The following is a 22,022-nucleotide window of genomic DNA, read 5'->3' as shown; positions in this document are numbered from 1 at the left end:
GTGCCGCTCACCCGTTGAATGCAAACTGAACCCGGGGATCTGCAATCATTCAGGCCGCCCACGCCCAGGCGGCAGGGTTGCGGCTTAAACCGGATTGCCCTCCAGATCGATCAGCACCTCGCGCCGGCCGACATGGTTGGCGGGGCTCACCTTGCCTTCCGTTTCCATCCGTTCGATCAGACGCGCGGCATTGTTATAGCCGACCCGAAGTTGGCGCTGGATATAGCTGGTCGAGGCTTTCTGGCTCTCCGCGACAATCTGGCAGGCCTTGCGATACAGCTGGTCTTCGGCCGAATCCTCGCCGGTCGGCTGGCCATCGAACGTATAGCCGCCATCCTCCGGCTCTTCGGTTACCGCCTGGATATAGTCGGGCTGGCCCTGTTCGCGCCAGTGATCGGCGACGCGGCGGACTTCCTCGTCCGACACGAAGGGGCAATGGACGCGGGCGATCTGCTTGCCGCCGGGCATATAGAGCATGTCGCCCTTGCCGAGCAGCTGTTCGGCGCCCTGTTCGCCCAGAATGGTGCGAGAATCGATTTTCGAGGTGACCGAGAAGCTGATTCGCGTCGGCAGGTTGGCCTTGATGACCCCGGTGATGACGTCGACCGAAGGGCGCTGGGTCGCCATGATCAGGTGGATGCCGGCGGCGCGGGCCTTTTGCGCCAGCCTCTGGATCAGGAACTCGACCTCCTTGCCGGCCGTCATCATCAGGTCGGCAAGCTCGTCGACGACGATCACGATCTGGGGCAGCGGCTCATATTCGAGCTCTTCTTCCTCATAGATCGGCTGGCCGCTATCCGCATCATAGCCGGTCTGGACGCGCCGGCCGAGCGGTTTTCCCTTGGCCTTTGCCGCGCGCACCTTGTCGTTGAAACCCTGCAACGACCGCACGGAGAGGGACGCCAGCATCCGATAGCGCTCTTCCATCTGCTCGACCGCCCATTTGAGCGCGCGGATGGCCTTGGCCGGTTCGGTCACCACCGGTGAAAGCAGGTGGGGGATATCGTCGTAAATGCTGAGCTCGAGCATCTTCGGATCGATCATGATCAGCTTACAGTCTTCCGGCGTCAGCCGGTAGAGCAGCGACAGGATCATGCAGTTCAGGCCGACCGACTTGCCCGAGCCGGTGGTGCCGGCAACGAGCAGGTGCGGCATTGGCGCAAGATCGGCGATCACCGGGTCGCCCGCGATATTCTTGCCGAGGATGATCGGCAGTTTCGCCGAATTATCCTCGAACGCCGCGCTCGCCACCATCTCGGAAAGTACGACCATCTCGCGATGCGCATTGGGCAGTTCGATGCCAATCACGCTGCGTCCCGGAATAACGGCAACGCGTGCCGAAATCGCGGACATGTTGCGGGCGATATCGTCGGCCAGCTGGATCACGCGGCTGGCCTTGATCCCGCTGGCCGGCTCCAGCTCGTACATGGTGACGACTGGACCGGGCCTGACTTCGACGATCGAGCCTTTGACATGGAAATCATCGAGCACTGATTCGAGCAGCCGGGCATTGCGTTCCAGCGCCGCCTTGTCGAGCGCCATGCCCCGTTCCTCGGCCGCAGGATTGAGCAATTCGATCGTCGGCAGGTCATATTTGAGATTGAGCGACCGTTGCCGGGGTTTGCTCCCCTTGGGCGGCCGGGCGGGATTGGCGTCGTTGATGACCGGTGCGCGGGTCTCGGCTTCCGGGGGGGCAACCTTTTTGCGCGGCTGCGGCGTCTTTTTCGCGGTTTCCCGGGCATCGGTGATCTTGACCGGCGCCGGGCGGTCTCCGCGGCGGAACAGGAAGGCCCGTTCGCTTTCATCCAGGGCCAGTCCGCGATACCAGAGAAAAAGTCCCGCGCCGCCCAGCAATGCCGCGAGCGCCCAGCCCAGATAGCGGCCGATATCGGGATTGCCCAACAGGCCGAGCAATCCTGAAAAAGCAGCGCCGCCGCTATAGCCCAGCACACCGCCCCAGCCGAGCGGAAGTCCCCGGATGCTTGGCCCGGCGAGCAGGGTCAGCGCCGATCCGATCAGGAGGATGGCGACAGCGATTACCAGGGTTGAACGGAGCCACCGGCCAAGGGGCGCATCGCGCCACAGCCGCAAGGCGACAAGCGCAAGGAGCGGCAGCAACAGCCCGGCCAGCGGACCGAACAGGATAAGCAGTGCTTCCGACACATAGGCGCCAATGCCGCCCAGCCAGTTTTGCGCCGGTCCCGATGCCGCGGTATTGAGCGCCGGATCGCTGGGCCGATAGCTGACCAGGGCAAGGCCGATAAGCACGGTCAGGATCAGCAGGCCAAGCGCGGCGAGCAGGGCGGTCGACCGCGAGGCCGCGCGCCGCATTGCTTCGCGCCAAGCCGGCATCTGCGCCGCCAATCCACCCTGTGCCATCTCGCGCCTCCCATAGTTTGTGCGCATTATGTTCTCTCGATTAACCCTAATGCCCTCCGGCCGGACTCGCCGTCAAGCACAAGCGGCCGTGCGGCTTGCCCTGGCTGCGTTAAAGAGAGTCCCCTTGACGATAAACGGCGTTTGTTTGTCAGAATGTTGCTAACACAACATTGCCGTACCGACAGGTTGAGTCTGATCCAAAAACCGGCAAGGGTCTTTCTGGCTATATCATCGGAGCATTGGGCAACTTCTCATGAATCAGACAGATGTCATCATTCTCGGCGGCGGGCTGGTTGGTCAGACGCTGGCTCTGGCCCTTGACCTGCATGGCTTGTCCAGCGCCGTGGTCGATCGGATGCCGACAAAGGCCCTGCTCGACAGCAGCTATGACGGCCGGGTTTCGGCGGTGGCGAGCGCAAGCTGGAACATGCTGAATGCCATCGGGCTTGGCGAGGCGCTTGAGGGCAAGGGCTGTCCGATCGGATCGATCCGTGCCAGCGACGGTCTTGCACCGGGCCGCCTCGATTTCGAATCCGGTGAGGGTGAAGGCCCGCTCGGTATCATGTTCGAAAACCGTTTGCTGCGAGCCTCACTGTTCGGGGCATCGCAAAAAGCGGAGCATATCGCGCTACATATGGCGAAAAGCGCAGCCGACGTGGTGCGCGAGCAGGAAGGGGTTACGGTCACGCTTGACGATGGCACGATCCTCAAGGGCTCGCTGCTGATCGGTGCGGAAGGCCGGGGTTCGCCGACGCGCGAAACTGCCGGGATCCGCGTCGCCCGATGGAGTTACCGTCATCATGCGATTGTCGCGACGATCAACCATGAACGTTCGCATGGCGGCATTGCCTATGAGATATTCTATCCGGCCGGGCCGTTCGCCCTGCTGCCGATGCTGGATGATGCAGGTGGCCATCGTTCGGCGCTGGTGTGGACGGTGCATGAAAAGGACGGCCCGGCAATGATGGGCCTGTCCGAACGCGCCTTTCTCGCCGAAGCGGAAAAGCGGATGGGCGGGTTTCTCGGAAATCTGGCGCTGGCTGGCCCACGCGGTTCCTATCCTCTCGGCTTCCACCACGCGGCAAAGATTACCGGCGAGCGGCTGGCCCTGGTCGGGGACAGCGCACACGGCATTCATCCGATTGCGGGGCAGGGGCTCAATCTGGGCTTTCGAGATGTGGCATGCCTCGCCCAGGTGCTGGTCGAAGGCGTGCGTCTCGGAATGGACGCCGGCGATGCGGAGCTGCTCAAACGCTATGAAACCTGGCGCAGCCTCGACACGCTGATGGTCGCCATGGCGACGGACGGGTTGACTCGGCTCTTCGGTATTCCGGGTAAAACCGCTTCCAGAATCCGCCGCTTCGGCATGACCGCCGTTGACCGTATCCCACCCCTCAAGCGCCGCTTCGTCGACGAGGCGCGGGGCAGCAGCGGAAAACTGCCGCTGCTGTTGCAGGGCGTTACGGTTTGACGCTCGTCTATCATTTTACGAAGGAAAGGTGGGCCAGACAGGCCGTCATCAATAAACGTCTCAAAATAGCTCGAATTGCTGATCTCAACGACCCATTTGAACTCATGGGGTTGAGGGTGCGCGACAAGCGGACTCGGCAAGCTTTCCTATCATGGAAAGATGAGATGAACCGACGGTATGGGATTCTGTGTTTCAGTCGAAATTGGCAAAGCCCGTTGTTGTGGAGTCACTACGCGGATCGCCATCGCGGTATTTGTCTTGGGTTGGAGGTTCGAAGCGACTATCTGAAGTCGATTAAATATCAGAAAACGCGCAAAGATTTTCGAAATGAAGCGCTCGATGAGAAGCTGTTAGACTATCTTCTCTTCACGAAGTTTCATGAATGGAGTTACGAAGACGAACTCCGACTTTGCAGTCGCCTTGAGACTCCAGATTCTACAGACGATCAGTACTATTCTGAACTAAATGAAGACATCCGTTTGCGAGAAATTATAATCGGACCGCTTAACGAGTTAAGGCGAGCAGATATTTTATCTGATTTGGAGAAGGCGAAAATTCCTCCCGGAAAAATCAGATTGATCAAAGCGAGGTTGGCGCACAAATCATTTGCAATCGTCCGAGATAAACGTGGTTTGATCTGAAGATTGGTCGGCATGAGCGCACGTTGTCGGGTAGGTCGGATCTTGGGGAGAGCGGAGCAAAAAGCCGCCGCCCCGTTTCGGAGGCGGCGGCAAGGCAGGGCTGGAGAGGCCCCTGTGAGAGAGCGGGAATGCCGCTATTCGGCGGACGCCAGGACATTCGGCATGGGCAGGTCGATGCTTTGCAGCGTCAGAACCTGGCATTCGCGGGCCGCATTCTGGCTCCGCAGATCGAAGTCGAAACCCGTTCCGCAGACCTCTCGCGCCGCTATACGCAGGCGGTGTTGCAGGCGTTCGCGATCCGCTGCGTTATTGAGATCGAGATCGGCATGGACAACCGTCACCGATGGCGCGTTTGCCGGGGCCGTCTGGGCAGCGACAGGCTGGGAGAAGGCCGCACCGAGAAGCAGTGTGGCAGGGATCAGGAGGGTGGTTAGCGTTTTCATCGTACGTTCCTTTTCAAAAAGGGGAGGGGAAAGTGTCGGTACGAAGCCCAACTAACATAAGTTTCAATTTGCAACGAACAACGATATTGCGCTATCGTTCTGCAAAAGTGCAGAATGGGCCATGATCGACTGGAATGATCTTCGATATTTTCTGGCCGTCGCAGAGACGGGCAGCACGCTGGGCGCGGGCAAAAAGCTCCGCGTCAGCCAGACCACGGCGGCGCGGCGGATTGCTGCGCTGGAGCGCGAGCTTGGCCTGTCGCTGTTCGAGCGCAGCCAGGCAGGATATGCGCTGACGCCGGTCGGCGAGGCGCTGCTCGACAAGGCCCACGCCGTTAACCGGGCTGCGGACGAATTCGCCGAAGCCGCCGCCGCTCAGGCACGCGATGTCAGCGGGACGGTCAAGCTGACGACGATCGACATATTCGCCGAGACTATTCTCGCGCCGATCTTGAACAAGCTGCATCAGGCATTTCCTGCCATCCGGATTGAAATCGATACTTCGCAAGAGCCCCGCAATCTTGCCGCCGGCGAGGCGGATATCGCGATCCGCAGCAGCAGCGGACCGAAAGGCGGCGGACTGGTGGGGCGCCGGATCGCCGAAGACCATTGGACCGTCTATTGCAGCCGTGGCTATGCCGATGCTCATGGCCTGCCACAGACAATCGAGGCCATGGCGGACCATGCATTTGTCGGCGGCGGCGGCGAGAATTTCTGGCGGCCCTACCGACAATGGTTGCTGGAAAACCGGCTCGAAAATGCGGTGGCGGTGCATCACGGGACGGGTACGGGGTTGCTGTCAGCGGTGAGGGCAGGGGTCGGCCTGGCGGTATTGCCGAGTTTTTTTGCAGATCATGATGCCGATCTCATCCGGTGTCTGCCGCCCCGCCAGGACGACGATGGAAGCCTGTGGCTCCTCACCCATGAAAGACTCCGCCATGTTCCCCGCATACGCGCCGTTCTCGATTTTCTGGCGCTCGAGCTGCGGAAGATCGCCTTGGCGGACAGCTAGCCCGCATTAATTCCGTATCAGCGATCGAGCCTCTTCGGGGAGCATCACCGGTACGCCGTCCCGCACCGGATAGGCGAGGCCCGCGGCTTCCGATACCAGCTCGTTCTTTGCGGCGTCATAGCGCAGCGCGGCCCGCGTAACCGGGCAGACAAGGATGTCGAGCAAGGCCGGATCCAGCGCGCCTGCGGTGCTTTTGTTCAACGCACTGCCCCTATTGCAGCGTCGCATGATCGTCGCCGCCCTGCTGCTGGTGCATGCGGAAGAACTGCATGAACTGGATCAGCAGTTCGGAACGATCATCGATTGTCGGCGCTTCGACGAGCGCCTGTTTGGCCACCGTATCGAAGGGCGCGACCTGGCTCACCATATTGACGAGGGTTTCGTCATCCAGGGTATCGACCGCATCCCAGTCGACCGCATAGCCCAGCAGATCGGCGAACTTCTTCGACTCGTCGACGAGCCCGCCGCGCATGGCGATGGACAATGGCTCGGCAACGGCCTCATCGCCAAATTCCTGCGTTACCGCCTCGACCTGGCGAAAGGATGTCGTCGCATCCAGCTCCCGGACGATGCGGAATCGCGTCAGCCCCTCGAGGATCAGGTTGAAGCGCCCGTCCTCCATCGCCTCGACTTCGGAGACCTTCCCGATGCAGCCCACGTCGAACAGCGGTGGATTCCTGCCGCCATCTTCGCCACCTTCGCTTCGCGGCTGGATCATGCCGATCCGCCGGTCCCGGGCCATCGCGTCCTTCACCAGCGCCTGATAGCGCGGCTCAAAGATGTGCAGGGGCAATTGCGCGCGCGGCAGCAGGATTGCTCCGGCCAGCGGGAAAATCGAAAGGCGGATCGGCGTTTCGGCCATTATCCGAACAGGATTGCGGACAGGCGGCGGCGCTGCTCGGACACCCATTCGTCTTCCAGGCCGACAACCTCGAACAGCTGGAGCAGCTTCTGCCGTGCCGCGCCTTCATTCCAGTCCTTGTCGGCTTCGATAATGTGGAACAGATGTTCGGCGGCCTCATCGCGCGCATCATTCGCCATCAGGGCCGTCGCCAGTTCCAGCCGCGCCTCGTGATCGCCCGGATTGGCCTCGACCTTTGCGGCCAGCGGCGCGGTATCCTCGCCCGCCGGTGCGTCGCCGATCAGGTCGATCGCCGATTGTGCCCGGGCGATGGCCGGGTCTTTGGCGACATCTTCGGGAATTTGCGCCAGCATCTCCTTTGCCTCGTCGATCTTCCCGATCATGACGAGCGCGCGGACAAAACCGGAAAGCACTTTTGGTTCGGTCGGGGCCATTTCCATGATCTGGCCGAAGACGGAAAGCGCGCGTTCGCCATCGCCTTCGGAAAGAACCTGTTCGCCCATTTCGATCAGCGGTTCGATCTCGGCCTGTTGCTGCTGGCTTTCGCCCTGGACCGGCAACTGGGCCAGTATCTGGTCGAGCATCTGCTTGAGCGCACCCTCGGTCCGCGCCTCGCCGAGATCGGCGACGGGCTTGCCCTGGAACATCGCATAGACGGTCGGGATCGATTTGATCTGGAACTGCGAGGCGATGAACTTGTCTTCATCGACATTCACTTTCTTCAGGACCACACCCTTGTCGGCATAGTCGGCCGCGACTTTTTCGAGCAGCGGCGTGAGCTGTTTGCAGGGCCCGCACCATTCTGCCCAGAAATCGAGAATGACGAGCTGGCTCATCGATGGCTCGACAACATCCGCGCGGAATTTCTCGACCTCCGCCTTCTGGTCTTCGGTCAGTCCCAATTGCGTGGCCACGATAGTTCGACTCCTGTTTGAACGTTTGCAGCATATATGGGGCAGCGGTGCCGATAACCCAAGGCCCTGAAGGAAAGCTGCCGCTAATTTGCATTCCTGTGATGGCCGCTGATCGAACGGATTTGGCCGCCTATCGAGACAGGGCTGGAGGATCGCCGGCTATCGGATAGCCAGAAGGCGAACAGGGAGAAGAGCAATGAAACATTTTCTGATGGGTGTCGCGGCGGCCGGTTTGGCGTTGACGCCGGCCGGTGCACAGGAATCCCGGCCGCAGATCAGCCTGGAATCGGCGCGGACGATGCAGCAGGCCTGCCTGGATTATGCGGCGGAGCATGATCTGGGGGTAGCGATCGCGATCTATGACAATGCCGGTATCCTGGTCGCCTATTCCCGGATGGATGGCGCATCGCTCGCCGCGCAGGATCTTTCGCAATGGAAGGGCCAGTCAGCTGCCCGGTACCGCTCGCCGACCCAGCGGTCTGCGGACTGGGATATGCCCAACCTTCCCCATATCGCCACGATTGGCGGTGGCCTGCCGATTTTCGATGCCGAGGCAAACCCTCTGGGCGGCATCGGAGTCTCCGGTGCGCCGGTTGCCGAAGACATCGCCTGCGGTATGGCTGCTCTGGCGGCGGCGGGGCTAACTTCGGAGCGTCCGACCGGATAGCCGCCTTTCCCCCTTGCCCCCCGTGTAATCCCATGCTAGCTGCGCCGCCTCTTCACCGGATGGCAACGCTTTGTCATTATGTCGAAGAGCGCCGAGCGGGCGTAGCTCAGGGGTAGAGCACAACCTTGCCAAGGTTGGGGTCGGGCGTTCGAATCGCCTCGCCCGCTCCATTTTTCTTCCGGAAATCCCGAACCGGACGGTGCCTTGCTAGAGCACCTTGTCCGGCTGTTCGGCCAGCTTGTCGGCGGTTTTCGTTTCGAAATCGCTGGCGTCGTGGCGTTCGGGCAGCTGGGTTTCAGGCTCGCCCCAGACGCGGTTGACCATGCGGCCGCGCTGAACGGCGGGGCGCTCGGCGATCATGTCGGCCCATCGATTGAGATGGGTATATTCGTGTACCTGCAGGAACTCGGCGGCCTCATAGAGCACGCCCTTGGCCATCCCGCCATACCAGGGCCAGATCGCCATATCGGCGATCGTATAGTCGCTGCCGGCCATATATTCATGATCGGCCAGATGCCGGTCGAGCACGTCCAGCTGCCGCTTAACCTCCATCGCAAAGCGGTCGATCGCATATTCGATCTTCATCGGCGCATAAGCGTAGAAATGCCCGAAACCGCCGCCGAGATAGGGGGCGCTGCCCATCTGCCAGAACAGCCAGTTGAAGGTTTCGGTGCGGGCTTTGAGATCGCCCGGCAGGAAGGCACCGCCGAACTTTTCGGCGAGATAGACGAGGATCGAAGCAGATTCGAACACGCGCTGCGGTTCGGGGACGGACCGGTCGACCATGACCGGGATCTTGGAATTGGGATTGATGTCGACATAGCCGCTGCCGAACTGGTCGCCCTCGCCGATATTGATCAGCCAGGCGTCATATTCCGCGCCTTCATGGCCAAGCGCGAGCAGCTCTTCGAGCATCACGGTCGCCTTCACGCCATTGGGCGTCGCCAGCGAATAAAGCTGGATCGGATGCTTGCCGACCGGCAATTCCTTGTCTTGTGTCGGCCCGGCGATGGGCCGGTTGATAGCGGCAAACCGGCCGCCACTGGCTTTGTCCCAAGTCCAGATTTTCGCAGGCTCATAGTCTGCAGGCTGGTTTGCAGGTGCGTCGGTTTCGGTCGTTTCGGTCATGTCCGGATGTCCTGTGATAGGCGAAGAGGCGTTATGGCAGCCAGCCTCGCCTATCCTCCCCCACGAGTCTAGCTATGAAAACTTTGGGCGGACCAGCAGGGGCTTTATGCCCCAAGCTGCGTATCGGGACCCGTCGGCCGCTCCTTTCGCCCGATGCTAGTGCGCGGCGGCAAAGAACATCAGATAGACCAGGCGCCCGGTTTCCCTGTCGTGGCCAAAGCCCGGCCCGGCATTGTGGAATTGCCAGGGCTTGAACAGGATCAGCCGGTTGAAACGCATCGGCACCCGCGTCGTCCGCTCCCATTTGCCGGCCTGTGTCGTGTCCTTGTTGACCACATCTTCGATCAGCACATTGGGATCGGTATAGCCGGTCGCCGCCAGCGCTGCGGCGTCGCTTGGAACGCTGTCCAGCCCTGTCCGGCGATGGCGGAAAAAATCGGTGCCGCCGCGGCAATGCGCGTCAAGGCTCAGATAGAGGATGCCGGAATAGAAGCAGGGATCGATATGGACCCCGCTCCTGCCCTTGTCGGCCTTGAGCGTCAGCCGGCAATGGCCGTGGCTGGTCTGGGGATCGGCCTTGACCGGCGCGCCGATAATCCGGCCGACGCTTTCCTCCAGCCCGCGGATCGGCAACGTATCGGTCGAGAGCAATCCGGGATAATTGCCCTTTTTGAACGCGGGATCATAGTCGAGAGCCAGGGCCTGGCGCCGCGCGCCGTGCGGATCGCTGAGAAAATCGTCGATAACGATGAGCGAAGGCAACATGAAAGGCACCTGCATTGCGGTCGAAAAATGGCCTGTTCGGGGTGTTTCATCATTGCTGGACTGTCAAGCGGGTCGGCGAAGGATTGGGGGTGCGCAATCAGGGGTGATACGCATTTGCGCAGCCCGGACTGTTGGGGCATGGTCGGGGCGACTCAAAGGGAGAGTGCCATGTCTGCCATATTCAATTCCCATAGCCGTATTGCCGCGCTGCTATGCGCATCGACTGCCCTTGCAGCCTGTGGTGGCGGAGCGCCCGCGCCGGGCGATTTCGCCGCTGCCTGCAATGCGCAGGGCGAACTGACGCCCGAGCTTTGCGCCTGTCTCGACGAACAGGCTCAGCAGCTGACACCGGAAACCCATGCCTTTGTGATTGCCAAAATCGCCGGGGATGAGGAAACCGCTCTGGAGCTGCGCGCCGATCTGGACGAAGATCAGGCATTCGAGGCTGGCCAGTTTATCTCGCGCGGGGTTCAGGAATGCATTATCGACCTTCCCGACACTGCCGCAGGATAAGCCCGCCTCTATGACCACCACTCCGCGAAGCTGGCTATTCGTACCGGCTGACAGTGAAAAGAAAATCGCCAAGGCGCTCGGCGGTGAGGCCGATGCGCTGATCTTCGATCTGGAAGATTCAGTGGCAGAGGCGAACAAGCCCGCCGCCCGCGAAACCGCGGCTGCGGCGCTGGAGCATGGCGGCGAGGCCGGGGCGCAGCTCTGGGTGCGCATCAACCCGCTCGACAGCGATCTTGCCGGAGCCGATCTGGCGGCCATTGTCGGCGCCCGGCCCTATGGCGTCATGGTTCCAAAAACCGAGAGCGGCGGCGATATAGCGAAATTGGCGGCCATGCTGGAGGCGGAGGAGGCTGCGCACAACGTGCCGGTCGGAACGATCAGGATCAGTGCCGTGGCAACCGAAACCGGGGCCAGCCTGTTCGGCCTTGGCAGCTATGCGGGATCCAGCGACAGGCTTGCGGCGCTGACCTGGGGGGCGGAAGACCTGTCTGCGGCGCTCGGCGCGTCGAGCAAGTTCGACAGCGATGGCGAGCTCAGCTTTACCTACAAGCTCGCCCGGTCGCTTTGCCTTGCGGGTGCAGTTGCGGCGCAGGTGCAGCCGGTCGACAGCCTGTTTGGCGATTTTCGCGACGAGGCGGGTTTGGCTGCCGATTGCGAAAAGGGCCGGCGCGAAGGGTTCACCGGCAAGCTGGCCATCCATCCGGCGCAGGTGCCGGTAATCAACGCGGCCTTTACGCCGAGCGAGGCCGAGATCGCGCATGCGCGCGAAGTGGTGGCGCTGTTTGCCGCCAATCCGGATCTCGGAACGATCGGCCTTGACGGAAAAATGCTGGATCGCCCGCATCTGCTACAGGCCCAGCGCGTTCTGGATCGCGCGGAGCGCGGCTGACCGGACCGGTCGAAGCCATATATCGCTTTGTCGAATAGCGATTTTCGCGCACCCCCAAAAAGGATCAAGCTTGCCATCCTGTCCGGGCATGGAGCGCGACTATGGGTGACACAATTCTTGGGGCGACAATCGCGAAGGCATTGGCGATCGGCTGGCTGGCGGCAGGCGGCGGCCTGTACGCGGCATCCCAGCAGGAAAACCCCGGCGCCGCACCGACCCCTTGTGCGGGCAATGCGCACCGGGCCTTCGATTTCTGGCTCGGCGAGTGGAATGTCACCGCGAGCGGGGCGAGCCAGTTCACAGCCACAAGCCGGATAGGCTCCCGCCATGGCGGCTGCGTGATATTGGAGCAATATGACGCTGGCGCCTATGCCGGGATGAGCCTCAGTTTCTACGACAGGGTATCCGGCCGCTGGCACCAGACCTGGATGGCGAACGATGGTGCGCCGGTCTATCTCGAAGGCAATCTCGACGGCGAGGGCGCGATGATACTCTCCGACGCGGAATTGCCCATCAGCCGGGCGACCGGCACGATCAACCGCGTGACCTGGACGCCGGAAGACGGCGGCGCCGTCCGGCAATTCTGGGAAATCTCAACCGATAGCGGGGAGAACTGGTCGGTCGCTTTTGACGGACTCTATACGCCGCGCGAAAATGTCGGCGCGGAATAGGGCGGCTATTGCGCCGTATCGGTATCCGCGTTTTCGCGGGCTTCTTCGCGCTGCCTTTGCCGTTCGGCGATACGCGGCTCCATAAGCGCAATCGTCTCGATCCGGTCGAGCGCATTGCGCGCGGCAATGTACCGGCGGGCATCGGATATCCACTGATCGGCCTCTTCGCGGCCCGGCAGGCGCAGCACTTCCGCCAGCGCCGTATCGACCTGGCCGACCGCAAGCTTGTCGCGCGCGCGCTGCAGCCGTTGGCGCGGGGCGGGCGAAGGGGTGCCCTCCTGCCGCAACACGAAAAGTTCGGAAAACTCCCGCCGCGTCGCATCCCACCAGCTTTCGCCTTCGCCTCTACCAATCAGCGCGGGCTCAAGCTCGGTCAGCCGCGATTGCAAGCCATCCAGCGTTACCGGCTGTTGCGAGGCGGCAATGACACGTGCCACGGCTTCGGGCGCAGACCGGCCAAACCGTTCGCGGAGAAGGCCCTCGATATAGCCGAGCGCAACCCCGCGATCGAGCGCCCGCCTTGCCGCGAAGGCGACCAACAGGCCTTCAGCCCGGTCGGCATTGCCGGCAGCAGCGCCAGCCCGCGTGCCGATGCGGTCGATGCGATCCTCAAGCTGGGCGACCCGCCTGGCCAGGGTTGCGCGATCCGCCTCGATTTCCGCGGTATCGGGCGTCTCTCCCACCGGCGCGCCGGGCAGCCCGGGCTCGGCTTCGTCGAGCTGGCGCTCAAGCGCAGTAATGGCTGCGCTGCTTTCTTCGGAGGGCGGGGCATTTTCCTCGACGGCGAGAATGCCCATGGATCCGCCATAATTCACGAGGAACCACCCCATGCCGATCACGCCGCCGAAAAAGGCCACACCGGCGATAATCAACACCCGGATCAGCGAACGCTGCGGTGTTTCTGTTGTTTCGATCGGCTCATAATCGCGCGGCATAGTTGTGGGTCCAGGATCCGAAACGGCCCACGATATGTGCGCCGGGCCGCTGCTTTACCCGATAGCGGACCGTCCGCCTAGTGAAGAAGCGGCGGCCAGCATGGCGGCGTCGGTCGAGCGTTCCGCAGCCAGCGCCGCGCGCCAGCCTGTCCCGGCTTCAGCGAGCGCCGCCTCGCTTATCGCGACCAGCGAAACCGTGCCGCGCGCGATGCTCTGCGCGGTGCATAGCGTGTCGAGATAGCGTGCCGCCCGCGGCGAATGGACGAGCAGGATCGCCTCATCGCCGATCGCTTGCGCTAGGTCGGGCGGTGCCGTGCGGCGGGCCGCATAGACCGGAACATGGACGATACCGAGCCCGCTTTCGTCAAACGTCCGCCGGTGTTCACCGCATGGATGAAAGAGGCGCACCGCGCCTTCGGCCCGTATCCGGTCCGCCAGTTCGGCGACGTTCGTCTCGCCGGCGATGACGGTCCCGAAGCCGTATTTGCGCGCCGCCTCCGCGCTCTGCCCGCCCACCGCATAAAGGGGCAGGCCATGATAGTCGGCCAGCCGGGGCCCGCCGCAGCGCACGGCATTGGCGCTGGTCATCAGGACCGCATCGAAATTGTCCGCATCGGGCGGCTGCCATGCGATCGGCACAATTTCGAACAGCGGGAGGAGAGTAACCGCCCAACCCTCCGCCCGGGCGCGTTTCGCGGTCGCGCTGGCGCCCGGCTCCGGTCGGAAGACGATGAGCGGCGGGCTCATCCGGCAAACAGGGCCCGCAAGGCCGGGCACGCTGCGTCGAGCAATGCCCGAGCGAGTTCCTCCGCCAGATCGTGCCGGGCATCGATCGTCCCGCCTGCCGATTGCCCGACCCGTTCGCTGCCGTCATGCAGCAGCAGTTCGGCCGTCACGGTTATGACGCCATCGTCGATCCGTGCAAGCGCGGCCACCGGCGAATGGCAATCGGCGCCGAGCGTATCGAGCAGGGCGCGTTCGGCTTCGATGCACTGGCGCGTCGCCGGGTCGTCGATACGCTCCAGCAGCTTGCGGACCCGGGCGTTTTCGGCAAGCGTTTCAATGCCGATCGCGCCCTGCTGTGCGGCCGGCAGCATCCTTTCGACGGGAATTGCAGTGCCGATATCGGCATGGCCGAGACGCTCCAGCCCGGCGGCGGCGAGCAAGGTTGCGTCGACATCGCCGCTTTCGACAGCCGCCAGACGCCGCGCCACATTGCCGCGCAGCGTCATGACGGAAAGATCGGGGCGCAGACACAGCAACTGGGCGGCGCGGCGCGGCGAGGATGTCCCGATACGCGCGCCCCGGGGCAGCGCTTCGATACTGTCCGCGCCGATCAGCCGTTCGCGGACATCGGCGCGCGGCAGATAAGCCGCCAGCACGATATCGGCCGGCCGTATCGTCTCGACATCCTTCATCGAATGCACGGCGCAGTCGATCGTCCCGTCGCCAAGGGCCCGGTCCAGTTCCTTGGTCCATAGCGCCTTGCCGCCGATCTCGGCGAGGGGCCTGTCCTGCACCCTGTCGCCCGTCGTTTTCACCGGCACGATCGCGATGTCCGCCTCGTTCAGGCCGTGCGCGGCGATCAGCGCCGCCTTGACCATGCGTGCCTGTGTCATGGCGAGCGGCGATCCGCGCGTCCCTATCCGAAGAGCTGTCGTCATGAGGCTTGTGCTAGCCGGGGAAGCGGTGGCAGGGAAGGGGTATGGCGATCATTCTGGGCCTCGAATCGAGCTGCGACGAAACCGCGGCCGCGCTGGTGACGAGCGAGCGCGAAATTCTCGCCCATGCGCTGGCGGGGCAGGAGGAGGCGCACCGCCCCTTTGGCGGGGTGGTGCCGGAGATAGCGGCGCGCGCCCATGTTGAAGTCATGACACCACTCGTAGCACAAGTCTTTGAAGAGGCTGAACTTTCCCTGTCCGATATCGATGCGGTGGCGGCCACGGCGGGTCCCGGGTTGATCGGCGGCGTCATGGTGGGCCTGATGACGGGCAAGGGGTTGGCGCTGGCAGGCGGCAAGCCGCTGGTTGCGGTCAACCATCTCGAGGGCCATGCGCTTTCGCCCCGGCTGGCGGACCCGGCGCTCGAATTTCCCTATCTGCTGCTGCTCGTATCGGGCGGCCATTGCCAGCTGTTGCTCGTCAAGGGTGTCGGGTCGTACGAAAGACTGGCGACGACCATCGACGATGCCGCCGGCGAAGCCTTCGACAAGACGGCGAAGCTGCTCGGCCTTGGCTTTCCGGGCGGCCCGGCAGTGGAAAAGGCGGCGCAAACGGGCGATCCGGCCTCCGTGCCCCTGCCCCGGCCGATGGTGGGGCGGGCGGATCCGCATTTTTCCTTTGCCGGCCTGAAATCGGCCGTTCTTCGTGCACGGGACAGCGGCCACTACACGCCTGAGGATATCGCGGCGAGTTTCCAGGCAGCGACGATCGATTGCCTTGTGGACCGCACGGCCAGAGGGCTTGCGTCGGCAGGCGATATCACGGCGCTGGTGGTTGCGGGCGGGGTTGCCTCCAACAGCGCAATCCGCGGAGCGCTGCGGGCGCTGGCCGAACGGAACGGCCTTCCCTTCATCGCACCGCCGCCCTGGCTGTGCACCGATAATGCGGCCATGATCGCCTGGGCCGGCGTCGAACGCTTTGCCGCGGACCTGAGTGACCCGCTCGATATTCCCGCCCGCGCCCGCTGGCCGCTTGACGCCGATGCCGCTAAAGCCAGAGGCGCAGGAGTAAAGGCATGACGATAGAAACAATCGGGGTTATCGGCGGCGGCGCCTGGGGCACGGCGCTGGCGCAAGCCGCGGCGGCGGGCGGCGATCCGGTTGTCCTCTGGGCCCGCGAGGGCGATGTCGTCCGTGCGATCAACGATCAGAGCGCCAATCCGCTCTTTCTCCCCAATATTCCACTGTCCCGCAAGATCCGCGCAACCAGTCAGCTGGACGATCTGGCCGATTGCGACGCAATTCTCGTCGTCGCGCCGGCCCAGCATGTGCGCGAGATACTCGGTTCGGCGTCGATCGGTTTTGCGCCGTTGATCCTGTGCGCGAAGGGCATAGAGGCGGGCTCGAAAAAACTGATGAGCGAGGTCGCGGCCGAAGTGTATCCGGGATCGCCGATCGCTGTCCTGTCCGGCCCCACTTTTGCGCACGAAGTCGCCGCCGGATTGCCGGCCGCGGTGACCCTGGCCTGTGAGGATCAGGTGCTGGGCCAGTCGATCGCCGCGCGCCTGGCGAGTCCGGCTTTCCGGCCCTATCTGTCGAAGGATGTGATCGGCGCCGAGATCGGCGGCGCGGTGAAGAATGTCCTCGCTATCGCCTGCGGCGTGGTGGAAGGAAAGCGATTGGGCCAGAATGCGCGCGCGGCGCTGATTTCCCGTGGTTTTGCGGAAATGACGCGGTTCGGACTGGCGCGGGGGGCGGAGGCCGAAACATTGGCCGGCTTGTCGGGGCTGGGCGACCTCGTCCTCACCTGTTCGTCGACCAGCTCGCGCAATTTTTCGCTCGGCAAGGGGCTTGGTGAAGGCAAGTCGGGCGCGGAACTACTCGCAGATCGCACCACGGTTGCCGAAGGCGCGCACACTGCGCCGGTCCTGCGCGAAGCGGCGCATGACGCCGGTGTCGAAATGCCGATAACCGAGGCGGTTTGCGCGCTGCTGGAGGGGAAAAATTCGGTCGAGGCGACGGTCGAGGCGCTGATGGCCCGGCCGCTCAAGAATGAGCGTTAGGCGAAAGGATGGTCTGGCGCTAAAAGTCCCAGCAAATGCCTTTATGCTCCCAATCGCCATAGCGCGTCGGTTCAAGCATATCCTTGCCGCCATGTTCGGACTGGGTCTCGACAGGCTCGGGCTCGGGAACCGGCGGGCTTTCGGAAAGATATGCGGGAGCCTTGACCCAGTCGGGGCGCTTGCCAGCCATATAGTCCTCCAATTGCCAAATCGCCTGCCAGTCCCCATTTCGGGGCTTGAAGACGGAGACGCAAGGTGAATCAGTTCAAAACCCTCATAATGCTAGCGGTGATGACGGCGCTCTTCATGGGCGTCGGGCTGATGCTCGGCGGCCGGATGGGCATGATCCTGGCGCTTGTCTTGGCGGCGGGGATGAACCTCTTCACCTATTGGAATGCCGACAAGATCGTTCTCAGGATGCATGGAGCGCGCGAGGTCGACGCCCGAACCGCGCCGGAATTTTACGGCCTTGTTCAGCAACTGGCCCAGCGGGCGGGCCTACCGATGCCGAAAGTCTATATCGTCGAATCGCCTCACCCCAACGCCTTTGCAACCGGCCGCAACCCGGAAAATGCCGCGGTTGCGGCAACATCGGGCCTGCTCGATATTCTCAATCGCGACGAGATTGAAGGCGTCATGGCGCATGAACTGGCCCATGTTCGCAACCGGGACACGCTGATTATGACGATGACGGCGACGATCGCCGGCGCGATCTCCATGCTGGCCAGCTATGGCTATTTCTTTCGCGGCGGCAATGGGCGCGCGGGTATCGCCGCGCTCGTTGCCGTATTCCTTGCGCCCTTTGCCGCGATGATCGTCCAGATGGCGATCAGCCGGACCCGGGAATATGGCGCCGATCGCGGCGGGGCGGAAATATCCGGCAAGCCCGGGGCCCTGGCCTCGGCGCTGGCCAAGCTCGCCAATGGCGCGTCGAAGATTCACAACCCGGTTGTCGACCGCAACCCGGCAGCAGCCCAGCTCTATATCGTCCCGGCGCTGTTCGGCGGCGCGCGCAGCCTGTTTTCCACCCATCCGGACACGGGCAGCCGGATCGCCGAACTCGAGAAAATGGCCTCCGTCATGAACAGTGGACCTGCAACCCCATCCTTTGGCGTCGGCCAGAAACCCGGCGGTACGCTGGGCCAGAAACCTGCCCGGCGCGGTAGCGCGCTCGACCCGCATGGGCGTGGCCGTTGAGCGCGCAGGGCGAACCGCGCGACAAGCCGCGCGCGGTGCAGGGCGCTGAAAGCCGGCGGGCGGCGTTGCAGCTGCTCGATGCCGTTCTGCGTCAGGGGAAATCGGTCGATGCCGCAATGGGCCAGGCGTTCCGGCGCCTGAAACGCGCCGACGATCGCGGGCTGGCCGCGGCCATTACCGGCGAAGTGCTGCGCCGCCTGCCCGATTATGATGCGCTGATCGACAGCGCGACGAAAAACCCGCTGCCCGATGACGCCAAGGCGCGCATGGTCTTGCGGATGGCGTTGGCCCAGGCCTTGGCGCTCGGTACACCGCATCACGCCGCGATTTCGACGGCGCTGCCATTGCTGGCGGGCGGGCCGAAACGGCTGGCGCACGGCGTTTTCGGGACGCTGTCGCGGCAGGAAGTCACACTGCCCGAAATACCGACCTTGCCCTATCCCGTGTCCATGCGCTGGCAGCGCCATTGGGGCGACGCCATGGTGGAAGCCGCTGCGCGAGCCATTGCCGTACCGCCGCCGCTGGATATCATCCTTGCCGATCCGGCGAACACCGAAGACTGGGCTGCAAAACTGGGCGGCCAGAGCCTGCTGCCCGGCCATGTGCGCCGGGAGCGCGCTTCCGTGCACGACTTGCCCGGCTATGCCGAAGGCCGATGGTGGGTGCAGGATGTGTCGGCATCGCTTCCGGCAAGATTCTTTGGCCTCGGCGAGGGCCGCAAGGCCCTTGATCTGTGCGCCGCGCCAGGCGGCAAAACCATGCAACTGGCGGCGCAGGGCTGGCAGGTGACGGCGCTCGACCGGGCCGAAAGTCGTCTGACGCGACTTTCGGAAAATCTCGCACGGACCGGACTGTCGGCGGCCACAGTCTGCGCCGACGCGCTCGAATGGGCGACGGATGAGCAGTATGATGCCATCCTTGTCGACGCCCCCTGTTCGGCGACCGGCATTTTCCGCCGCCATCCGGATGTTCTCTATCGGGCCAGTCCGCGCCTGATCGCCGAAAGTGCCGAGATCCAGGCGGCGATGCTCGACCGGGCATCCCGCTGGCTCAAGCCCGGCGGCAGCCTCGTTTACGCCGTGTGTTCGCTGGAACCCGAAGAGGGCGAAGCTGTGGCGAAGGATTTCCTTGCCGGCCATCCGGCTTTCACGGTCGAACCCATCGATGCAGCGTCGCTGCCCGAAGGCCTGGCGCCGGTGCCCGAAGGCTGGCTGCGCATTTTGCCGGGCCAGATCGCCGATCCGGGCGGAGCGGACGGCTTTTTCATTGTCCGTTTTCGGCACAGCTAGGTCCTGCTCCTGAGCCTTGGTCGCGCAAACCGTGCATCTTATCCCCAAATAGTCCGCAGGGACGGCCGCATCTGCTTGCCCGATTCGCGGCCCTCACCTAAGTCTGCCCAATTATGGCCAGCCCCGTCCGCATAGCGCCCTCGATCCTCTCCGCAGACTTTGCAAAGCTGGGGGAAGAGGTTCGTGCGATCGATACAGCCGGTGCGGACTGGATTCACATCGACGTGATGGACGGGCATTTCGTACCCAATCTCACCATCGGGCCGGGTGTCGTCAAAGCGCTCCGGCCGCATACCGACAAGCCGTTCGACGTCCATCTGATGATTTCGCCGGTCGATTCCTTTCTCGACGATTTTGCGGCGGCGGGTGCCGACACGATCACTGTGCATCCCGAAGCGGGCGCGCATGTCCATCGGACGATCCAGCATATAAAATCGCTGGGCAAGCGGGCGGGCATTTCGCTCAACCCGGCTACCCCGGTGGAAACGCTTGATTACCTGCTTGAAGAGATCGATCTGGTTCTGGTGATGAGCGTCAACCCTGGTTTTGGCGGGCAGAGCTTTATCGAGAGCCAGCTCAGGAAGATCGAAGCCATCCGCGCACGGATCGACGCGCTCGGCAAGCCGATCGATCTGGAAGTCGATGGCGGCGTCGATGCCGAAACGGCTCCGCGCGCTATCGCCGCTGGCGCCGATGCGCTGGTTGCCGGCACCGCGACATTCCGCGGCGGCCCGGATTTCTATGCAGCCAATATCCGCGCCCTGAGGGGTGAATGACTCACGCCGGGCGGATTGATATGCCCGACGAATCCCGGGACGGTATCGACAAGGGACGGCGACTGATACGGCTCGACGATGGCGGATTGTCGCTGTCCGAGCGTCTGGCGACGCGGTTTCGCCATATGCTCTGGCGAACGCCGCTGCACCGGCTCCGCCTGCGCGGTAAATTCCCGCTCAAACTGCTCGCCGTGCCCGGCGATCCGATTCCCGGCGATCGCACGCGCGGCACGGCGCTGCTCGAAGGCCGGGCGCTGTATCACGGACAGGAAACGCGGCTCGCCGATCTCGATTTCGCGACGCTCAACGTCTCGCCCGGACTTGCCGACTATCTGCAGAGCTTCGAATGGCTGCGCGATCTCGCCTCGGCGGGGCCGCGCGAGGAAACCGCGCCTATCGCCGAAAAGCTCATGCGCAACTGGCTTGAAACGCATGGCGGCAAGGTGGCGGAAGCCGGCTGGCGGACGGAAATGTGGGGGCACCGCATCTTCCTCTGGGCAAGCTATGCGCCGCTGATCCTGTCTTCCGCCGATCTCGTCTACCGCTCTGCGGTGCTCAACACCCTGGCGCGGGGCGCACGCCATCTCGACCGCGCAGCCCCCAAGGAGCCGCCGGGCCTGACCCAGGTGCGCGCCTGGGCGGGCGTGATAGGTGCCGGGCTGCTGGTCCAGGGTGGGGAATCGCGAGTGGCGCGCGGCGAAGTTGGCCTCGAACGCTCGCTTTCGCAAACATTGACGGCCGATGGCGGCATCATCTGCCGGTCTCCCGTGGCGCAGCTCGCGCTGGTCGAAACTCTGGCGATGCTCCGATCGGCTTATGATTCGCGGGGCATTGCCTTTCCCGCGGCCTTTTCCTCGGCGCTTTCCTTTGCGGTGCCAGCGCTGCTTGGCGTCACGTTGGGCGATGGCGGCCTGTCGAGCTGGCAGGGCGGCCCGCCGGTACCCGGACGCCGGATCGCGGCGGCGATCGAGGCCAGCGGTCAGCGCGGTTTGCCGCTCCGCAAGGCGCGCGACTGGGGCTATCACCGGATGACTGCGGGCGACACCGTATTGGTCGTCGACGCCGCGCCGCCGCCTTCGATGCGCCTGGAAACCGGCGGCTGTGCTTCGACCTTGGCTTTTGAACTGTCGCACGGACCGCACCGTATCGTTGTCAATTGCGGCGGCGCGGGCGGTTCGGCCCTGCCTGGAAATTTTGCCCAGGGACTGCGCACGACTGCCGCCCATTCGACCCTCACCATAGGCGACAGCAATTCGACGGCGCTAAACGCCGATGGTTCGCTCGGGCGCGGTGTTGTCGAAGTCGAGCTCAACCGGCGCGAGCGCAACGGCATTGCGCGGCTCGAAGCAAGCCATGACGGCTATGTGCCGCGCTTCGGATTCGTCCATCGCCGCCAGCTCGGCCTGTCCGAAGACGGGGACGAACTGCGCGGGGAAGATGTGCTGCTTCCGGGCGGGCGGCACAAATCCGAAGGCGCGGCCTTTGCGATCCGCTTCCATCTGGGGGCAGGGGTCGAGGTTTCACCGACGGCGGACAATATGGGTGCCCTGCTGCGCGTCGAAGGCGGGCCCGCCTGGCATTTTCGGTGCCGGGGTACGGGCCTGATGATCGACGACAGTGTCTGGATCGACGAGAAGTCGCGCCTCTGCAAAACAAAACAACTGGTGCTTGCCGGCGAATCCTCACCCGGCGGCACGACGATCGGTTGGCTCTTCCGCCGTGCGGGCTAGACGGCTAACAGGTCGCG

General features: G+C 63.5%; 24 protein-coding genes and 1 tRNA gene. 14 read left to right on the top strand and 11 right to left on the bottom strand.

Features of this window, described 5'->3' with window-relative positions; all coding sequences use genetic code 11:
• Positions 1-84: 84 nt before the first annotated feature.
• Positions 85-2,406, bottom strand: a complete 2,322-nt coding sequence (locus DFR46_RS10465) for an FtsK/SpoIIIE family DNA translocase (RefSeq protein ID WP_425453128.1) — start codon at positions 2,404-2,406, stop codon at positions 85-87.
• Between the two features lie 226 nt (positions 2,407-2,632).
• Here DFR46_RS10465 and DFR46_RS10460 point away from each other — a divergent pair, with 226 nt between their 5' ends.
• Both DFR46_RS10460 and DFR46_RS10455 read left to right on the top strand, forming a co-directional pair.
• The gene (locus DFR46_RS10460; protein WP_116236392.1) at positions 2,633-3,850 is read left to right on the top strand and encodes a UbiH/UbiF/VisC/COQ6 family ubiquinone biosynthesis hydroxylase; all 1,218 of its coding nucleotides are present in this window, start codon (positions 2,633-2,635) and stop codon (positions 3,848-3,850) included.
• Complete coding sequence (locus DFR46_RS10455) at positions 3,847-4,491, top strand: DUF2971 domain-containing protein (protein WP_116236391.1); 645 nt, start codon at positions 3,847-3,849, stop codon at positions 4,489-4,491. The genes DFR46_RS10460 and DFR46_RS10455 overlap by 4 nt, the downstream gene beginning before the upstream one ends.
• Positions 4,492-4,625: 134 nt before the next feature.
• Here the strand turns inward: DFR46_RS10455 and DFR46_RS10450 are convergent, their stop codons facing one another.
• On the bottom strand, positions 4,626-4,934 hold the full coding sequence (locus DFR46_RS10450; RefSeq protein ID WP_116236390.1) for a UrcA family protein: 309 nt from the start codon (positions 4,932-4,934) through the stop codon (positions 4,626-4,628).
• Positions 4,935-5,055: 121 nt separating this feature from the next.
• On the opposite strand from DFR46_RS10450, the gene DFR46_RS10445 reads away from it, so the two are divergent.
• Complete coding sequence (locus DFR46_RS10445; protein ID WP_116236389.1) at positions 5,056-5,946, top strand: LysR family transcriptional regulator; 891 nt, start codon at positions 5,056-5,058, stop codon at positions 5,944-5,946.
• Positions 5,947-5,952: 6 nt separating this feature from the next.
• On the opposite strand, the gene DFR46_RS10440 is transcribed toward DFR46_RS10445, so the two are convergent.
• The 3 genes from DFR46_RS10440 to DFR46_RS10430 are packed head-to-tail and all read right to left on the bottom strand — an operon-like array spanning position 5,953 to position 7,725.
• Positions 5,953-6,147 (bottom strand): Trm112 family protein, encoded by a 195-nt coding sequence (locus DFR46_RS10440; protein WP_245953809.1) that lies wholly within the window; start codon positions 6,145-6,147, stop codon positions 5,953-5,955.
• A gap of 10 nt (positions 6,148-6,157) precedes the next feature.
• Positions 6,158-6,808: an LON peptidase substrate-binding domain-containing protein gene (locus DFR46_RS10435; RefSeq protein WP_116236387.1), complete on the bottom strand. Its 651-nt coding sequence runs from the start codon at positions 6,806-6,808 to the stop codon at positions 6,158-6,160.
• Positions 6,808-7,725, bottom strand: coding sequence for a tetratricopeptide repeat protein (locus DFR46_RS10430; protein WP_425453161.1), 918 nt, complete (start codon positions 7,723-7,725; stop codon positions 6,808-6,810). Before DFR46_RS10430 ends, DFR46_RS10435 begins: the two co-directional genes overlap by 1 nt.
• 193 nt (positions 7,726-7,918) lie before the next feature.
• Here DFR46_RS10430 and DFR46_RS10425 point away from each other — a divergent pair, with 193 nt between their 5' ends.
• Together DFR46_RS10425 and DFR46_RS10420 are read left to right on the top strand one after the other, a co-directional pair.
• Positions 7,919-8,389, top strand: a complete 471-nt coding sequence (locus DFR46_RS10425; RefSeq protein WP_116236386.1) for a GlcG/HbpS family heme-binding protein — start codon at positions 7,919-7,921, stop codon at positions 8,387-8,389.
• 95 nt (positions 8,390-8,484) lie between these two features.
• Positions 8,485-8,559, top strand: a tRNA-Gly gene (locus DFR46_RS10420).
• A 37-nt stretch (positions 8,560-8,596) separates the two neighbouring features.
• On the opposite strand, the gene yghU is transcribed toward DFR46_RS10420, so the two are convergent.
• Both yghU and DFR46_RS10410 read right to left on the bottom strand, forming a co-directional pair.
• Positions 8,597-9,517 carry a glutathione-dependent disulfide-bond oxidoreductase gene (gene yghU / locus DFR46_RS10415; RefSeq protein WP_116236385.1) on the bottom strand — a complete coding sequence of 307 codons (921 nt, stop codon included), beginning with the start codon at positions 9,515-9,517 and terminating at the stop codon, positions 8,597-8,599.
• Between the two features lie 156 nt (positions 9,518-9,673).
• Complete coding sequence (locus DFR46_RS10410) at positions 9,674-10,282, bottom strand: DUF6445 family protein (protein WP_116237283.1); 609 nt, start codon at positions 10,280-10,282, stop codon at positions 9,674-9,676.
• A gap of 168 nt (positions 10,283-10,450) precedes the next feature.
• Here DFR46_RS10410 and DFR46_RS10405 point away from each other — a divergent pair, with 168 nt between their 5' ends.
• From DFR46_RS10405 to DFR46_RS10395, 3 genes are all read left to right on the top strand, one after another.
• Positions 10,451-10,795 carry a hypothetical protein gene (locus DFR46_RS10405; RefSeq protein WP_116236384.1) on the top strand — a complete coding sequence of 115 codons (345 nt, stop codon included), beginning with the start codon at positions 10,451-10,453 and terminating at the stop codon, positions 10,793-10,795.
• 10 nt (positions 10,796-10,805) lie between these two features.
• Entirely contained in the window at positions 10,806-11,684 is an 879-nt protein-coding gene (locus tag DFR46_RS10400) for an HpcH/HpaI aldolase/citrate lyase family protein (protein ID WP_116236383.1), read from the top strand.
• A gap of 101 nt (positions 11,685-11,785) precedes the next feature.
• On the top strand, positions 11,786-12,355 hold the full coding sequence (locus tag DFR46_RS10395) for a hypothetical protein (protein WP_116236382.1): 570 nt from the start codon (positions 11,786-11,788) through the stop codon (positions 12,353-12,355).
• A 5-nt stretch (positions 12,356-12,360) separates the two neighbouring features.
• Here DFR46_RS10395 and DFR46_RS10390 read toward each other — a convergent pair whose 3' ends face one another.
• The 3 genes from DFR46_RS10390 to hemC are packed head-to-tail and all read right to left on the bottom strand — an operon-like array spanning position 12,361 to position 14,954.
• Complete coding sequence (locus tag DFR46_RS10390) at positions 12,361-13,290, bottom strand: hypothetical protein (protein WP_116236381.1); 930 nt, start codon at positions 13,288-13,290, stop codon at positions 12,361-12,363.
• Positions 13,291-13,344: 54 nt separating this feature from the next.
• On the bottom strand, positions 13,345-14,037 hold the full coding sequence (locus DFR46_RS10385) for a uroporphyrinogen-III synthase (protein ID WP_116236380.1): 693 nt from the start codon (positions 14,035-14,037) through the stop codon (positions 13,345-13,347).
• On the bottom strand, positions 14,034-14,954 hold the full coding sequence (hemC, locus tag DFR46_RS10380; RefSeq protein ID WP_116236379.1) for a hydroxymethylbilane synthase: 921 nt from the start codon (positions 14,952-14,954) through the stop codon (positions 14,034-14,036). Before hemC ends, DFR46_RS10385 begins: the two co-directional genes overlap by 4 nt.
• Positions 14,955-14,995: 41 nt before the next feature.
• Between hemC and tsaD the strand changes: the two genes are divergently transcribed.
• Positions 14,996-16,030, top strand: coding sequence for a tRNA (adenosine(37)-N6)-threonylcarbamoyltransferase complex transferase subunit TsaD (gene tsaD, locus DFR46_RS10375; protein WP_116236378.1), 1,035 nt, complete (start codon positions 14,996-14,998; stop codon positions 16,028-16,030).
• Positions 16,027-17,013 (top strand): NAD(P)H-dependent glycerol-3-phosphate dehydrogenase, encoded by a 987-nt coding sequence (locus DFR46_RS10370; RefSeq protein ID WP_116236377.1) that lies wholly within the window; start codon positions 16,027-16,029, stop codon positions 17,011-17,013. The genes tsaD and DFR46_RS10370 overlap by 4 nt, the downstream gene beginning before the upstream one ends.
• A gap of 19 nt (positions 17,014-17,032) precedes the next feature.
• On the opposite strand, the gene DFR46_RS10365 is transcribed toward DFR46_RS10370, so the two are convergent.
• A complete protein-coding gene (locus tag DFR46_RS10365) occupies positions 17,033-17,203 on the bottom strand; it encodes a DUF1674 domain-containing protein (RefSeq protein WP_116237282.1) in 171 nt (56 codons plus the stop codon).
• A gap of 65 nt (positions 17,204-17,268) precedes the next feature.
• Here DFR46_RS10365 and htpX point away from each other — a divergent pair, with 65 nt between their 5' ends.
• The 4 genes from htpX to DFR46_RS10345 all read left to right on the top strand — a co-directional run bounded on the left by htpX (position 17,269) and on the right by DFR46_RS10345 (position 22,005).
• Positions 17,269-18,210, top strand: a complete 942-nt coding sequence (gene htpX, locus DFR46_RS10360) for a zinc metalloprotease HtpX (RefSeq protein ID WP_116236376.1) — start codon at positions 17,269-17,271, stop codon at positions 18,208-18,210.
• The gene (locus DFR46_RS10355) at positions 18,207-19,499 is read left to right on the top strand and encodes an RsmB/NOP family class I SAM-dependent RNA methyltransferase (protein ID WP_245953805.1); all 1,293 of its coding nucleotides are present in this window, start codon (positions 18,207-18,209) and stop codon (positions 19,497-19,499) included. The genes htpX and DFR46_RS10355 overlap by 4 nt, the downstream gene beginning before the upstream one ends.
• A 113-nt stretch (positions 19,500-19,612) precedes the next feature.
• A complete protein-coding gene (gene rpe, locus DFR46_RS10350; protein WP_116236375.1) occupies positions 19,613-20,275 on the top strand; it encodes a ribulose-phosphate 3-epimerase in 663 nt (220 codons plus the stop codon).
• 20 nt (positions 20,276-20,295) lie between these two features.
• On the top strand, positions 20,296-22,005 hold the full coding sequence (locus tag DFR46_RS10345; RefSeq protein ID WP_245953802.1) for a heparinase II/III family protein: 1,710 nt from the start codon (positions 20,296-20,298) through the stop codon (positions 22,003-22,005).
• Positions 22,006-22,022 lie beyond the last annotated feature (17 nt).

It is taken from the genome of Parasphingopyxis lamellibrachiae (genome assembly GCF_003385775.1).
Taxonomy (GTDB): Bacteria; Pseudomonadota; Alphaproteobacteria; order Sphingomonadales; family Sphingomonadaceae; genus Parasphingopyxis; species Parasphingopyxis lamellibrachiae.
The sequence above is the reverse complement of the archived record's forward strand: the minus strand, read 5'-3'. Positions and strand labels throughout refer to the sequence as shown.

Coding starts and splice junctions, on each gene's coding strand:
- DFR46_RS10460 (WP_116236392.1), top strand. CDS start 2,633: ATGAATCAGACAGATGTCATCATTCTCGGCGGCGGGCTGGTTGGTCAG.
- hemC (WP_116236379.1), bottom strand. CDS start 14,954: ATGACGACAGCTCTTCGGATAGGGACGCGCGGATCGCCGCTCGCCATG.
- DFR46_RS10405 (WP_116236384.1), top strand. CDS start 10,451: ATGTCTGCCATATTCAATTCCCATAGCCGTATTGCCGCGCTGCTATGC.
- DFR46_RS10345 (WP_245953802.1), top strand. CDS start 20,296: ATGCCCGACGAATCCCGGGACGGTATCGACAAGGGACGGCGACTGATA.
- DFR46_RS10410 (WP_116237283.1), bottom strand. CDS start 10,282: ATGTTGCCTTCGCTCATCGTTATCGACGATTTTCTCAGCGATCCGCAC.
- DFR46_RS10425 (WP_116236386.1), top strand. CDS start 7,919: ATGAAACATTTTCTGATGGGTGTCGCGGCGGCCGGTTTGGCGTTGACG.
- DFR46_RS10370 (WP_116236377.1), top strand. CDS start 16,027: ATGACGATAGAAACAATCGGGGTTATCGGCGGCGGCGCCTGGGGCACG.
- DFR46_RS10395 (WP_116236382.1), top strand. CDS start 11,786: ATGGGTGACACAATTCTTGGGGCGACAATCGCGAAGGCATTGGCGATC.
- DFR46_RS10465 (WP_425453128.1), bottom strand. CDS start 2,406: ATGCGCACAAACTATGGGAGGCGCGAGATGGCACAGGGTGGATTGGCG.
- DFR46_RS10365 (WP_116237282.1), bottom strand. CDS start 17,203: ATGGCTGGCAAGCGCCCCGACTGGGTCAAGGCTCCCGCATATCTTTCC.
- yghU (WP_116236385.1), bottom strand. CDS start 9,517: ATGACCGAAACGACCGAAACCGACGCACCTGCAAACCAGCCTGCAGAC.
- DFR46_RS10400 (WP_116236383.1), top strand. CDS start 10,806: ATGACCACCACTCCGCGAAGCTGGCTATTCGTACCGGCTGACAGTGAA.
- DFR46_RS10445 (WP_116236389.1), top strand. CDS start 5,056: ATGATCGACTGGAATGATCTTCGATATTTTCTGGCCGTCGCAGAGACG.
- DFR46_RS10390 (WP_116236381.1), bottom strand. CDS start 13,290: ATGCCGCGCGATTATGAGCCGATCGAAACAACAGAAACACCGCAGCGT.
- DFR46_RS10385 (WP_116236380.1), bottom strand. CDS start 14,037: ATGAGCCCGCCGCTCATCGTCTTCCGACCGGAGCCGGGCGCCAGCGCG.
- tsaD (WP_116236378.1), top strand. CDS start 14,996: ATGGCGATCATTCTGGGCCTCGAATCGAGCTGCGACGAAACCGCGGCC.
- DFR46_RS10450 (WP_116236390.1), bottom strand. CDS start 4,934: ATGAAAACGCTAACCACCCTCCTGATCCCTGCCACACTGCTTCTCGGT.
- DFR46_RS10435 (WP_116236387.1), bottom strand. CDS start 6,808: ATGGCCGAAACGCCGATCCGCCTTTCGATTTTCCCGCTGGCCGGAGCA.
- rpe (WP_116236375.1), top strand. CDS start 19,613: ATGGCCAGCCCCGTCCGCATAGCGCCCTCGATCCTCTCCGCAGACTTT.